Annotated in this window: 10 protein-coding genes; 2 read left to right on the top strand and 8 right to left on the bottom strand. The window is 52.7% G+C overall.

What is annotated here, in order from left to right:
* Positions 1–141: 141 nt before the first annotated feature.
* The 8 genes from ACW9SV_RS20030 to kduI form a co-directional block, all read right to left on the bottom strand.
* Positions 142–1,542, bottom strand: a complete 1,401-nt coding sequence (locus tag ACW9SV_RS20030; RefSeq protein WP_479558549.1) for an MFS transporter — start codon at positions 1,540–1,542, stop codon at positions 142–144.
* A gap of 14 nt (positions 1,543–1,556) precedes the next feature.
* Positions 1,557–2,216, bottom strand: a complete 660-nt coding sequence (locus ACW9SV_RS20025; protein WP_479558548.1) for a bifunctional 4-hydroxy-2-oxoglutarate aldolase/2-dehydro-3-deoxy-phosphogluconate aldolase — start codon at positions 2,214–2,216, stop codon at positions 1,557–1,559.
* Positions 2,206–3,234, bottom strand: a complete 1,029-nt coding sequence (locus ACW9SV_RS20020) for a PfkB family carbohydrate kinase (protein WP_479558547.1) — start codon at positions 3,232–3,234, stop codon at positions 2,206–2,208. The genes ACW9SV_RS20025 and ACW9SV_RS20020 overlap by 11 nt, the downstream gene beginning before the upstream one ends.
* Positions 3,235–3,237: 3 nt before the next feature.
* A complete protein-coding gene (gene uxaC, locus ACW9SV_RS20015; protein ID WP_479558546.1) occupies positions 3,238–4,635 on the bottom strand; it encodes a glucuronate isomerase in 1,398 nt (465 codons plus the stop codon).
* A 159-nt stretch (positions 4,636–4,794) separates the two neighbouring features.
* Complete coding sequence (locus tag ACW9SV_RS20010) at positions 4,795–6,219, bottom strand: tagaturonate reductase (RefSeq protein WP_479558545.1); 1,425 nt, start codon at positions 6,217–6,219, stop codon at positions 4,795–4,797.
* Between the two features lie 191 nt (positions 6,220–6,410).
* Positions 6,411–7,460: a LacI family DNA-binding transcriptional regulator gene (locus ACW9SV_RS20005; protein ID WP_479558803.1), complete on the bottom strand. Its 1,050-nt coding sequence runs from the start codon at positions 7,458–7,460 to the stop codon at positions 6,411–6,413.
* A gap of 61 nt (positions 7,461–7,521) precedes the next feature.
* Complete coding sequence (locus ACW9SV_RS20000) at positions 7,522–8,310, bottom strand: gluconate 5-dehydrogenase (protein WP_479558544.1); 789 nt, start codon at positions 8,308–8,310, stop codon at positions 7,522–7,524.
* A 6-nt stretch (positions 8,311–8,316) separates the two neighbouring features.
* Positions 8,317–9,159, bottom strand: coding sequence for a 5-dehydro-4-deoxy-D-glucuronate isomerase (gene kduI, locus ACW9SV_RS19995; protein ID WP_479558543.1), 843 nt, complete (start codon positions 9,157–9,159; stop codon positions 8,317–8,319).
* A 307-nt stretch (positions 9,160–9,466) separates the two neighbouring features.
* Between kduI and ACW9SV_RS19990 the strand changes: the two genes are divergently transcribed.
* Positions 9,467–12,727, top strand: a complete 3,261-nt coding sequence (locus ACW9SV_RS19990; protein ID WP_479558542.1) for a SusC/RagA family TonB-linked outer membrane protein — start codon at positions 9,467–9,469, stop codon at positions 12,725–12,727.
* A gap of 18 nt (positions 12,728–12,745) precedes the next feature.
* Complete coding sequence (locus tag ACW9SV_RS19985; RefSeq protein ID WP_479558541.1) at positions 12,746–14,617, top strand: RagB/SusD family nutrient uptake outer membrane protein; 1,872 nt, start codon at positions 12,746–12,748, stop codon at positions 14,615–14,617.
* The last annotated feature ends 13 nt before the right edge of the window (positions 14,618–14,630 follow it).

Below are 14,630 nucleotides of genomic sequence, written 5' to 3'. Positions count from 1 at the left end.
GGCAAAGCGGTAAAAGGCTGCAGAAGGAGAGAGGCGTGTAAATGAATAAGCCTTCAGATTACAGAATCTAAAGGCTTATTCAGGAGGAGAATCTTAGAAGAAAGCCTTCAGAGATGTCACCTTTGATATGTGACAAGTAGTTTACAGAGCTACAGGCTTCATTTTAGGAACCAGCGATTTCATCACGCTCCAGGCGACCAAGTACGCCAGGGCGCAGAACGCGAACATGATGGTATAACCGGTTTCCACGCGGCCCAACGCTTCATAATGGTCAAAGAGGTAACCGCCCACTTTGGTCACGACCACGCCGCCAATACCACCGGCCATCCCGCCGATACCCGTAACTGAGGCCACGGATTTCTTAGGAAACATGTCAGAAACGGTGGTGAAGATGTTCGCCGACCAGGCCTGGTGCGCCGAAGCGCCGATGCCGATGAGTATTACAGGGAACCAGTAGCTGATGCCGCCCAGCGGTTGCGCAGCCAGAACCAACAGCGGGAACAGCGCAATCACAAACATGGCCCGCATACGGCCTTCGTATGGGTTATAGCCTTTGTTGATGAAGTACATCGGGAACCAACCGCCGCCAATACTACCTATCATGGTCATGCTGTACAGTACAGACAAGGGAAGCATCACCTGGGTACCGGTCAAGCCGTACTGGGCTTTGAGGTAGGCGGGCAGCCAGAACAGGAAGAACCACCAAACTCCGTCCGTCAGGAACTTACCGAAGGCGAAGGCCCAGGTTTGTTTAAAGCTTAACAGCTTGAACCAGGACACTTTCTCCGCCGAGGCTGGGGAATCCGGTTCCAGAACAGGCTCGCTGTCGCTGCTGATATAGTCGCGCTCGGCGGCGGAGAGTCTTTTTTGCTTGTCTGGGGTTTCATAGAAGATAAACCAGAAGAAAAGCCACAAAAAGCCTACCGCCCCGATGATGAAGAAAGTGTACTCCCAACCTAAATGCGAGGCAATCCAAGGAACGGTCAACGGTGCTAAAATGGCCCCCACGTTGGAGCCGGAGTTGAAGATACCAGTTGCCAGCGAACGCTCTTTCTTAGGGAAGTACTCGGCCGTGGCTTTGATAGCCGCCGGAAAGTTACCAGATTCCCCGAAGCCGAGAAAAGCCCTGGCCACCATGAACCCAATAACGGAAACGGAAATTCCGGTGAAGCCCACCGCGGTGAAAACCGGGCTAACTACCCTGCCCAAAGGCTCGGCGTACGCGTGCAGGATAGCCGCCAAAGACCAGATCACCAACGCCCATGCATACCCTTTTTTGGTGCCCAAGCGGTCAATAATCCGGCCCGCGAAGAGCATGGAGATGGCGTAGGTGAACTGGAAAACTGCCGCAATGTTGGCGTAATCGGTGTTGGACCAGCCAAATTTCTCCGCCAGCAGTGGCTGAAGCAAACTCAATACCTGACGGTCTAAGTAATTGACCGTGGTCGCGAAAAAGAGTAGGCCGCAAATGGTCCACCGGTACTTGCCAATCTTTTCCTGGCTTGTCATTGTGATCGGTTTTGATTGTTTCGTTTGGGTCATAAGGGCGGGGTTAACTATTTTCTACATTTCTGCGCTAATTCCAATGCTTGTGCCGTGAGATCCTGTAATGTGTCAAACTGCCGGTGGGCCAGTATGTCTTTGCTGATGAGTTTGCTGCCCATGCCCACAGCACAGACGCCCGCTTTAAACCAGGTGCGGAAGTTCTCCTCTTCCATTTCCACGCCTCCCGTAGGGATGAACAACTGCCCCGGGAACAGCTCCTTGATGGAAGACACAAACGCCGGACCCACAATGTTGGCCGGGAAGATCTTGATCAAAGCTGCCTGCGCCTGCTGCGCCACATGGATCTCGGTAGGAGTGAAGCATCCCGGGATCCATAGCAAACCAGCCTCATGCACCAGATTGCCAACCTGTGGGTCCACAATGGGGGCCACCACGTAATCGGCACCGGCTTTAAGGAAGTCATTGGCTTGTTGCACGGTTTTGATCGTCCCGATGCCCAGGTGCAGGTCTTGGTACGTTTTCAGCTCTTTTTTCAGAAACGTGAAGTTTTCCAGCGCGGCGGCTCCGCGGTTGGTGTACTCCAAAGTTCTCACGCCTGCGTGGTACAGGGCTTTCACCACGTCCAGGCTCAACTGCGGGTCCTCGTGGAAGAATAACGGCAGAAGCCCCTGGTTTACGATGGCCTGCAGGGCCGTTTCTTTATTTGGCATACGCTTGAATGGTTTCCTCAATCTCCGCTACCGTGCTGGTGGTAGCGTCGCTTTCAATGAATAATTTCTTAAAGGCCGCCGCCGTGGCAAACTCCAGGGTTTCCTGCGGCGAAAGCTGGTGGTAAAAGCCATAGATGAGCCCGGCCATGAAGCAGTCGCCGCTGCCTACTTTGTCCAGGATCTTGTCTACCACGTACTCCTGCGACACGTGCAGTTCGCCCTGGGTGTAGAGCGTGGTGAAGTAGCGGATGCCCTGTTGCCCATGATCGAACCGGAAGGTGTTGGCTACGATTTTGCACTTGGGGAATTCCTTCAGAATCGCTTCTGAAGTTAAGGTGGCGTGCTCCAAGAGTTTCTCTTTCTCTGTGTCTTGCACCAATTTCTCTTCCAGCGGCATGCCTAGCATCTTGTTCGCGGCCCACACATTGCCCATGATCAGGTCACAGGCTGAAGCCAACGATGGCATGACCTTTACCGGGTCTTTGCCGTACTTCCACAGCTTGGCGCGGTAGTTCAAGTCCAGCGAAACGAAGATGTTGCGGTTTCGGGCGGCTTGCAGCGCCTCGGCGCAGACATCGGCAACGTTCTGGTTGATGGCCGGGCAGATGGCGCTGAAATGGAACCAGCTCACGCCTTCAAACACCTGGTCCCAGTTGATGGTCCCGGTTTTCAGATCGGCGTACGCCGAGCCTGCGCGGTCATAGATCACGCCGGCGTTTTTGAGGTCTTTTCCCTTAGGTAGGTAATAAAGGCCCACACGGTCGCCTTGTAGCAACACGGGGCTGGTATCGATCTGCCGCTCCTGCATATAGCCCATGAGCTGCTCAGACACGAAATTCTCGGGCAGAGCCGTGAGGTAGGCCGAAGGAACGCCCCACAGCGCCAAAGCCGTGGCTACGTTCAGTTCGGCGCCGCCCACGTAGAACGGCAGCCGGTTCTCCTGCAGCCATTGGCCTTGTCCATCCGGACAGATTCTGAGCAGCAGCTCCCCAAACGATAAGACTTTTCCGCTGGCCATAGCTTAGAATTTGAAGTAGTTTTTCGCGTTGTTGTAGCAGATGTTCTCTACCATCTGCCCGATCCATTCCAGTTCTGAGGCCGGCAGTTCGCCGTTTTCCACGTCGTTGCCCAGCATGTTGCAGAGGATTCTTCTGAAGTACTCGTGGCGCGGGTAGGAGAGAAAGCTGCGGGAATCGGTCAACATCCCCACGAAGCGGCTCAGCAAACCCATGTTAGACAAAGCGTTCATCTGGGCCTCCATGCCTTGCTTTTGATCCAGGAACCACCACGCTGATCCGTACTGGATCTTGCCGGGTGTGCTGCCGTCGTTGAAGTTGCCAATCATGGTAGCGTACAGTTCGTTCTGGCTCGGGTTCAGGTTGTAGAGGATGGTCTTGGCCAACTGATTGGAGTTGTCCAGCTTGTCCATGAATTTAGCTAACGGACGGGCCACGTCAAAATCACCGATGGAATCGAAGCCAGTATCCGGGCCCAGTTCACGCATCATGCGGGTATTGTTGTTGCGCAGCGCGCCCAGGTGAAACTGCTGCGTCCAGCCTTTGGCGTGGTCCATCAAAGCCAGTTCCACCAGCATGGCTGACTTAAATTTCAGTACCTCTTCTTTGGTCAAGGCCTGTTTTTGCAGCGCTTTTTCAAAAATGGAGGCAATCTCCTGGTCGGTGTATTCCTCGGCGTACATCGTTTCCAGGCCGTGGTCAGACAAACGTCCGCCCTGGGCGTGGAAGAAGTCGTGGCGTTGTTTCAGGGCATCCAGCAGGCTTTGGTAGTTACTGATGGAAACTCCAGAGGCAGCCTCCAATTTCTCCAGATACGCCAGGTAACCGGCATCTTCAATGGCCATCGCTTTATCCGGGCGGAAGGTAGGCAATACTTTGATCCCGAAATCATCAGCGGCTATTTTCTGGTGGTGCTCCAGGGTATCGACGGGATCATCGGTGGTGCAGATGGTCACCACGTTCATATTCTTCAGAATGCCGCGCACGCTGAACTCATCAGATTGCAGCATCTCGGTGGCGGCATCATAGATCTCGCGGGCAGACTCCGGCTTCAGAACTTTCTCAATCCCAAAGGGGCGCTTCAGCTCCATGTGCGTCCAGTGGTACAGCGGGTTGCGCATGGTAAGCGGAACGGTTTTGGCCCACTGCTCAAACTTCTCAAAATCATCGGCATTGCCGGTGCAGAAACGCTCAGGAACGCCGTTGGTGCGCATGGCCCGCCATTTATAGTGATCGCCCTCCAACCAGATTTGGGTCAGGTTCTTGAACTTCCGGTCATTGGCAATATCGGCGGGGTTCAGATGGCAATGATAGTCAATGATGGGCATGTTCTTGGCATGCTCATGGTACAGCGTTTGGGCGGTCTTAGTCTGAAGTAAGAAGTTATCGTCTAAAAATGACATAAACGTAGCGTTGGGATACTGTAAATGATCTGAAAATAGCCCGATTGCCCTGAGGCTAGTTGGGTATTTTCAGGGTAATTTGCTTAAAATAGGTCAAAAACAGACACCAACACCTGTATAGGTGTCTGTTTTTGTTAAAAGAGTACTAACTGATGCGTTTTAGACAGTTTTCAGCTGCTCTTGTTGCTGCAGCGCTTTCAGTTCCTGGTTCACCAAAGCCTCCAGTCCTTCTACCTGGGTCAGGTCGGTGCCCCAGAACTCCTGGTTGGCAAGCACTACTTGCACGGTCTCGGCGGTGGAGTTTTTCTGCCAGGCAGCCTGGAAGAAGTCCAGCACCTCTGGGGTATCGTTCACCGGAGTTGGCTCACCATTGTATTCGCCTTTGTAGAACAGGATCAAGGCCGCCAGCGAGTGCAGCAAACGCTGCGGCAGTTGGACTCTGCGCTTCTGATATTCCAATACCGAGGGCAGCACGCGCACCTTGTATTTAGACACAGAGTTGAGGGCAATGGATTGCAGCTCGTGGCGGATGAACGGGTTCTGGAAACGCTCGATCACATCATTGGCAAACTGGTTCAGTTCTTCAGCGGAAAGGTCCAGCGTGGGGATGATTTCCTCAAAAATGGCTTCTTTGATGAACGTGCCGGCTTTTTCGTCTTCCACAGCTTCGCGCACGGTACGTAGGCCTTGCAGATACGCCACTGGTACCAGCGCGGTGTGGGCGCCGTTCAGGATACGTACTTTGCGGGTTCTGTACGGGGTAAGATCGTCCACAAATTTCACCTGTAAATCGGCCTGCTCGGTAGGGAACGCCTTCGCCACCGATTCCGGGGCTTCAATCACCCACAGGTGGAACGGCTCGGCTTTCACCACCAGGTTGTCTTCAAAGCCTAGTTCCGTCTGTATCTCTTTAATGGTGTCCTTCGGGAAGCCCGGCACGATGCGGTCTACCAGCGTGTTGCAGAAAATAGTGTCGTTCTCAATCCAGGAAACGAACTCAGCGGGCAGGTTCCAGTGCTGCGCAAACTGCAGCACCGTGGTACGCAGGTTTTCGCCGTTTTTCTCAATCAGTTCGCACGGGATAATGGTCAAGGCTTTGTCCTTGGCCCCGGCGAAATGCGTGAAGCGGCGGTACAACAGCGCGGTCAGTTTGCCCGGGAAGGAGCCAGGCGTGGTCTCGAAGGTCAAATCATTAGGCTCAAACGCGATGCCGGCCTCGGTGGTGTTAGAAATGATGAACTCCAAATCTGGGTTCTCGCCCAATTTTAGATACCCCTCATAATCGGCGTACGGGCTGAGCGAGTGGTTCACGCAGGTAATCAGCCGGGTGTCCTGCACGGTTTTCCCGTCCTGGATTCCTTCCAGCACCAGGTGATACAAGCCGTCCTGCTGGTTGAGCAACTTATAGATGCCTTTGTCCAGCGGTTGAACAATTTCCACGCCACCGTCAAAGTCGGTTTTCTCGTTCAGGATATCAATGATCCAATCCACGAAACCGCGGAGGAAGTTACCCTCTCCAAACTGTACAACTTTGGTTGGTCTTGTTTGGGTGATCTGGGCGGTGGTTCTGTTGAGGTGCTGCATGCGCTTTTGGATTTAATGAGGAGAGAAACGAGTTCCTCTCCGTTTTGGCCTGGTAAGGCAGGAAGGGAAAGGGGCTTCCTGGATATATTTCCGGGGGGGGGGGCGGCTTTCCTTCTGAAGGAGAACCGGTCCCGGTATTTTTGGGGTATTTCTAAGAAAAGGTGCCTAAAGTGTCCATCAAAGCTTCTAGCTTAAACTTCTCCTTTTAGCGAAGCCGCTTTCAGCGAAGATCCCCGGATGATGAGCTCCGGTTTGAGCACCGTTTTCTGGGGCACCAGTTTCTGGTCTGGTCCGGTTTTGAAGTGTTCGAAAAACAGCTCGGCGGTGATGCGGCCCATGGTCAAACTGAACTGGTCCACGGTGGTGAGCGCCGGATCTGAAAAGGAGGTGAACGGCTCGTTCCCGAAACCCGCCAGGGCAATCTCCTGAGGCACTTTGATTTTGCGCTCCTTCAAAACCTGCATGGCACCCATGGCACCGTAGTCGGAAGCCGAGAAAACCGCATCGGGTAGTTCTTTCAGTTTGAGCAGTTCTTCCATGCTGGAGCGGCCGTCTTCCAGTTGCAGGTTGCTTTTCACCACCAGTTCCTCATCAAAGGGTACATTGTAGTCGCTGAGGGCATCCATGTACCCGCGCAGACGCTCCTTGAAAATGCTTACTTTCTTGGGACTGGTGAAATGCGCAATGCGGCGGCATCCCTGCTGAATGAGGTGCTCCACTACTTTGTAAGCACCCAGGTAGTCGTCAATCATCACCTGGCTTACCTCCAGGGCATCGGTGGTGCGGTCAAACAAGACCAGCGGGATTCCTTTCTCCTGGGTGCGCTTGAAATGGTCAAAGTTCTCGGTGTTCTTGCCAATAGAGGCGATGATGCCGTCCACGCGGGCGCTTAGGAGCGCATCAATGGTCTGCACCTCTTTCTCGTAATTGTCATATGACTGTGAGATAATGACCTTATAATTCAACTTGTTCGCGATCTCCTCAATCCCACGCACCACCGAGGCGAAGAACGCCCTATCAGCAGTGGGTACGATGATGCCAATGATGTAGCTTTTCCCGTTCCGGAGGGCCGCGGCGATGTTGTTGGGCTGGTAGTTCAGCTGTTTGGCCGCCTTCAATACCGCTTTCTTGGTCACCTCGCTGATGCGGGGATTGTCGTTCAGCGCTCTAGAAACGGTGGAAGCGGTGATATTCAATTTCTCCGCAATGTGGTGAATGGTCACCTTTGGTTTATTGGCCATTTTATTTGTCGCCATGTAGGTAGGTCAAAATCTACAACACTTTTCCTTCTTTCGCTAAGCGTTACTGCTCGTTACTTGGTTTCCCGATGGTGGCCAGAATGCCGCCGTCTACATATACAATCTGCCCGTTCACAAAGTCACTGGCTTTGCTGGCCAGGAAAATGGTGGCCCCGGCCAGATCCTCGGGGTCTCCCCAGCGCCCGGCCGGGGTACGGTGGATGATAAACTCATTGAACGGATGCCCGTCTACCCTGATGGGAGCAGTCTGGTCCGTGGCAAAATACCCCGGCCCGATGCCGTTCACCTGCACGTTGTACCGGGCCCACTCGGTGGCCAGGTTTTTGGTAAGCATCTTCAGGCCGCCTTTGGCCGCCGCGTAGGCAGAAACCGTGTCGCGGCCCAACTCGCTCATCATGGAGCAGATGTTGATGATCTTGCCGGCCCGGCGCTCTACCATGTATTTGCCCACCGTCTTGGACATGATGAACGGACCGGTAAGGTCCACGTCCAGCACTTTCCTGAAATCAGCTACTTCCATTTCCAAGGCGGGTACCCGCTGAATCATGCCAGCGTTGTTCACCAGGATAGCGATGGGGCCAACCTCCTGGTCAATGCGAGCGATGTTCTCTTTGGCTAGTTCCTCGTTTGTCACATCAAAGAGATAGCCTTTCACGTTCAGCCCCTGTTGGCGGTATTGCTCCAGGGCGCGTTCCATTTTCCCAGGGGTATTGCCGTTCACCACCAGGGTGGCGCCTGCTTTGCCTAAAGCCGTCGCCATGGCCATGCCCAGGCCGTGGGTGGCGCCGGTTACTAAAGCTACTTTGCCGGTTAAATCAAATAAATGGGTCATAAACGGCTATTTTAGTTCGGTGGTGGCTACTTTATCCATGTCGTTGTAGTCCAGGTTCTCGCCGGCCATTCCCCAGATAAAGGTATAGTTGGAGGTTCCGGCCCCAGAGTGGATAGACCAGGGTGGGGAGAGCACCGCCTGTTGGTTCTGCATCCAGATATGGCGGGTTTCCTGCGGCTCGCCCAGAAATTGGCAAACCGTCTGGTCCTCGGGTACCTCAAAATAGAAATAGGCTTCCATTCTCCGGTCATGCGTGTGGGCCGGCATGGTGTTCCAGACGCTGCCGGTTTTCAGCTCGGTGATGCCCATCTGCAGTTGGCAGGTCTCCACTACGGAGTTGATCAACACCTTCCGGATGGTGCGGGCGTTGGCGGTTTCCAGGGAGCCCAGTTCCACGGTTTCGGCCTCGCTCAGTTGCACCTTCTTGGTAGGGTAGGTGTGGTGGGCTGGGGCTGAGTTAAAGTAGAAGCGGGTGTCGGCACCGTTAGGGGCCGGATGGAACAGGACTTCCTGCACGCCCTTGCCTATATATAAAGCCTCTTTGTTCTTTAGCGTAATCTCCTCGCCGTCTACCGTGATGGTGCTGTCTGAAGAGACGTTGATGATCCCTATCTCCCGCCGGTCCAAGAAATTCTCAGACCGCAGGGTAGGGAAGGTGTCCAGCCGTGCCGGGCCGTTTACCGGATGCACGCCTCCTACAATCAACCGGTCATATAAGGTATAAGTTAGTTGGATGGAATCTACCTGAAACAGATTCTCAATCAGGAAGTGTTCGCGCAGTTTGGCGGTGTCATATCCCTTGAAATCGTTAGGGTGTATGGCGTGCCGGGTGGATTGGTGGACAGTCATAAAGTAGGGGTGCTAGGTGTAATCGTTTGCGCAAATTACGAATTTATCAATCGGTTAAGCTATGTTGGGTAATAAAAATATTCTGGCTTCTGTCTTATGGATAAACCATTCCTCTGCTAACATAATAAAAAAATGTTAAAGCAAAGGGTTTTTAAGGCATGTATTTAGAAAAGTGTCAAAAAAACGGAGGATTATTTTGGGTTTGAAAGTAATAAGTGTTAAATATGCAATCGGTTGCGCAGTTAAATGCTCTGCAGCTGCCTTGCTTTCTTTTCCTGTCATTTTATTAAAAACCTAAATTTTACCTATGCGACAAGCATTACTTAAGAAGAGCAGGTACCTTTTGGTGCTGACAATTTTCTTCTCAACGGTAGTCAGTGCCTTGGCTCAGACCGTTACCATCACTGGTAAAGTAACAGATGAGAAGAAGGAAGGCTTGCCCGGGGTGACGGTGCTCCTGAAAGGAACCACCACCGCCAACGCGACCGATATTGATGGAAACTTCTCCCTTGCGGTGCCTGGTGGGACCGGAACTTTGGTGTTTTCCTACATCGGGTTTCAGCCGCAGGAAGTAGCCATCAATGGTAGAACCACTGTCAACGTGGCACTGGTGCCAGATTCAAAGTCCATAGAAGAAGTAGTGGTGGTTGGGTACATGCCCACAACAAGAAAAGAGTTGACCAGCGCTGTTTCCTCCGTAAGTGCCAAGCAAATACAGGATGTTCCGGTAAGTACCGCGGCCGAGGCATTGGCCGGGCGTTTGGCCGGTGTTCAGGTGAACACCTCAGAGGGGCAACCCGGTGCGGAGATCACCATCCGGGTAAGGGGCGGAAACTCCATTACCCAGAGCAATGAGCCTTTATATATAGTAGACGGAATTCAGGTAGAGAATGCCTTATCCTTCCTGTCTCCGCAGGAGATTCAGTCCATTGACGTATTGAAAGATGCTGCCTCCACAGCCATCTACGGAGCCCGCGGGGCCAATGGGGTAATTGTGATTACCACCAAAGGCGGCCGGGAAATGCCTACCCAGGTAACCTACAACGGGTTTGCCGGGGTGCGCCAGATTGTGAACAAGCTGGACGTGATGAACCCGTATGATTTTGTGCAATACCAATACCAGGTATACAACTACAACCAGGATCAGCAAACCCGTGACGGTTTCAGAGATCGGTACGGCCGGTTTGAAGACCTGGACATCTACAAAAACATGCCCACCAAAGACTGGCAGGAAGAAGTGTTCGGGCGGGCGGCGTTCAGCCAGACCCACGTGGTGGGCGTAACCGGTGGTACTAAGGCCACTTCTTTCAACTTTACTTTAAACCACGTGGATGAGGAAGGTATCATGCTGAATTCGGGCAACGTGCGGACGCTGGCTTCCCTTAAGTTTGACCATTCCGTAAACGACCGTTTCAAAGTAGGCTTTACCACCCGCTACAGCCGCCAGGAAATTGAAGGGGTAGGAACCTCCAGCACGGGTACGCAAAGCACCAACCGGTTAAGAAACTCGGTACGTTACATGCCATTTGTCGCCCCGGGCTTTGAAGACCAGGTAGATGACTTCAATCCTCTGGATTTTGACCGCACCAACTTAACTAGCCCTGTTCTGCTGGCTAACCAGGAACTGCGCTATGACCGCCGGAACGATATTATCTTCAACGGGTACGCCAGTTTTGACCTGTTAAAGAACCTGACCTTCAAAAGTGTTTTCGGGATCAACAGCACCGATAGAAATCGTGAGGAATTCAATGGAGTGGTAACTCCGGTGGCCCGGCAAAACAACGCCCAGCCCGTAGTGAACCTGTCCGGCGGACAACAATATTCTATCACCAACTCAAATACCCTTAGCTACAGAAAGAAATTTGGCGAAGACCACAACATCACTGCTTTGTTAGGGCAGGAAATCTGGAAAAGAGACAGTAAAACCAATGGCGTACAGGTAAGATGGTTGCCCACCGACATCACGCCGGAACAGGCTTTTGCCGGTATCCAGAAGGCCACGCCTCCGGCCGGGTTGATCCAGAGCCCTTCCACCACCGGCGAGTCTGCCGAAGCGCTTTTCTCTCTGTTCGGGAGCGTGGGCTACAACTACAAAGAGCGGTATAGAGCCAATGTAGCTTTAAGAAGAGACGAGTCTTCTTTGTTCGCGCCAAAGAACAGAACCGGGTATTTCCCAACGTTTTCCCTGGCCTGGCACATTGGCGATGAGTTCTTCATGGAAGGTACCAAAGACTGGTTGAATGACCTGAAGGTGCGTTTTGGCTACGGTGCCGTGGGGAACAACCGCATTGGACCAGATCAGTGGAGAACTGTGTTTGAGTCCACTACCAATGATGGCTACGCTTTTACCGAGGCGGTAACCCCAGGTTTAGTGGCCAACGTTCTGGCAAACCCTAACCTGAAATGGGAAACCACCATCTCCAAGAACTTAGCCCTTGATTTCTCCTTGTGGAACAGCCGACTGAACGGTAGCATTGACTTCTATGACAATGCCACCAATGACCTTTTGCTGAATGCCCAGATTCCTACCACCAGCGGGTACACTTTCCAGCTCCAAAACGTAGGCAAAACCAGAAACAAAGGGGTTGAGCTACAATTAGACGGAGTATTGGCCGACAAAGGCGACCTAAGCTGGACCGCTAATTTCAATGTGACCCACCAGAAAAACAGAATCGTCAGCCTGGGAACCGACACTCAGGGCCAGCCTCTGAAATCCTACACCGTTTCTTCCGGTTGGATCACCAACACTTATCAGGATTTCCTGGTGGAAGTGGGTAAACCAGTAGGTCAGTTCTATGGCTATGTCACTGATGGCTACTACACCCTGGATGATTTCACCGCCACTTTCAACCAAGCCAACAACACCTGGACCTATGTTTTAAAGGAAGGCATAGCCAACAGCCAGAACGTGGCCTTGGGTAACCGTGTGCCCCAACCAGGTGACCTAAAGTTGAAGGATCTGACCCCAGACAACGGGTCCTACATGATTGGCAATGATGACAGAACAGTACTGGGGAACAACCAACCTAAGTTCTTCGGGGGATTAAACCAGCAGGTAACCTACAAAGGCTTTGACTTAAGCTTGTTTATCAACTTCTCTTATGGGGCCAAAGTGTACAATGCCAACCGCCTGGAGTTTACCACCCTGTATGAGTACAAAGACAATAACATGTTGACGCTCATGAACGACCGTTGGAAATGGTATGACGCCAACGGTGCCCTGGTAACTAACCCAGAGCAATTAACGGAGATGAACAAAAACACCAAGTACTGGACGCCGGGCCGTGGCCAATACTTCCTGCACTCTTTCGGGATTGAAGACGGCTCTTTCCTGAGAATCTCTAACCTGACCATTGGCTACTCTCTGCCAGAGGCCCTGCTGAAAAGAACCCGCGTGATTTCTAAGTTCAGAGTGTACGCCACCGTGAACAACCTGGTTACCATCACCGGCTACTCAGGGTATGACCCAGAGGCCAACACCAGAAGAAATGCCCTAACCCCAGGCGTAGACTATGCCGCCTATCCGCGCAGCAGATTTGTCCTGGGTGGTGTGAATGTTACCTTCTAATTTCCTAAAGATTAAGAGATGAAAAAGACCTATATAAAGTCCCTGCTGTTTTCAGCCGCACTAGGAGGCTTCCTTACTTTCTCGGCCTGTGAAGATTTCGTGACCATTGAGAACGATTCAATTTTAGCGCCCGAGGCCGTTTTTTCCAGCATTTCTTTTACAAACACCGCTATTGCCGGGGTGTACAACATGCTGCCCGGAGACGACGGGTACGGCAGCCGCATTTCCACCATCTTCCCCAATGCCGCCGATGACTTCAGGGTAGGGGGGGACCACAACCCCCAGAACCGCACCGGGGTAGCCCATTACGGGGTTGCAGCAGGTAATACGGAGATTGAACGTCCCTTCAACCAATTGTACCGGGGCATTGAGCGGGCCAATATCTGTATAAAGAACATTCCGTTGTCTGATGTGTACAACAACGGTTCTGCCGCCGAGCAGGCCACCATGCGGAAGTTCCTGGGAGAGGCGCTTACCTTAAGAGCCCAGTTTTACCACGAGATCATTCGTAACTGGGGAGATGTGCCGGCTCAGTTTGAACCTTCTTCAGATATCCCCGATCTCTTTATTGGCAAGACAAACCAGGATGAAATCTATGACCGTTTGTTGAAAGACCTGGAGCAGGCCGCCGAATTGGTGCCCTGGAGATCTGAGTCAGGGGACCCTACCACGCGGGTGACCAAGGCTGCGGTGAAAGGCCTGCGCGCAAGAATCGCCTTGGCCAGAGGAGGGTACGCCTTGCGCAGAGAATCACGCCAGATGGAGCGCAGAAGCAACTACCTGGAATACTACACCATCGCCCGCAAAGAGTGCCTTGACATCATGCAACGAGGCGAGAACGGCTTGAACCCGAACTACGAGAACGTTTTCCGAACCCTGCATGGCGTTTCCAGACAAGACCCAACCAATGAGTTGATCTGGGAAATTGGCGCCTTTGGCGGTAACGCCAGAACCGATACGAAGCTTGGTTTTGGAAATGGGCCCAGAATCAACGGCGGGAACACCACCTACGGCCAAGCCAACGGCCTGATTGAAGCGGTGCCTACGTACTTCTATGAATTTGACTCCATTGGTGATTCCAGAAGAGATGTAACCATTGCCTACCTGGCCGTGGAAGCAAACAACAACAAAACTCTCACCACTCCGCTAGTGATGCGCGAAGGCAAGTTCAGAAAGTACTGGACTAACATTGCCGGCACCAACCAGACCTTGGGAATCAACTGGCCGCTTATCCGGTATGCCGATATTCTTCTGATGTTTGCCGAAGCCGAAAACGAACTAAACGGCACCACCCCAGAAGCTATTGCCGCTTATGAGGCTGTAAGAAAAAGAGCCTTCTTTGATGATTTGGAAACCCGCATGGGCACCACCCCCACCACCAAGCCGGAGTTCTTTAAGGCCATTGTCAAAGAAAGATTGCTGGAGTTTGGCGGCGAGGGCGTCCGCAAGTATGACCTGATTCGCTGGAATCTTCTGGCCTCCACCATCGCCGAGACAAGGGCGAAGTTTGGGCAGATGATGCGTGGTGAGGGCCGTTACGCCAATGTTCCCCAGTACGTGTTCTTCAAACCCAATGTGCTGATCGGCAGAACCGCAACCGCTCAGGCAGAGATGGCGGACTTCGACCTCATCGCCGGCCTGGACGCTAACGGAAGAGCAATCAGAGGCAGTGTGAACCAGGTGATGTACCAGCCAAGTCCTACCACCACTGCGCCAGAGGGGTCGGGTTACCAAAGAATCAACTGGAGAGCAGCTATTACGCAGGAACATGTGACCGGGGCTACCAGAATGTTCGCCAGCCAGTACACGCCGGGCAAATCAGAAGTATTCCCTATCCCAACCGCGGCCCTTAACTCCAACTTCAGGTTAACCCAGGATTACGGTCATTAATCAACGCTTTTGA

The organism is Rufibacter sp. JT20002 (assembly GCF_056491185.1).
This window is presented reverse-complemented; position numbering and strand designations above follow the sequence as displayed.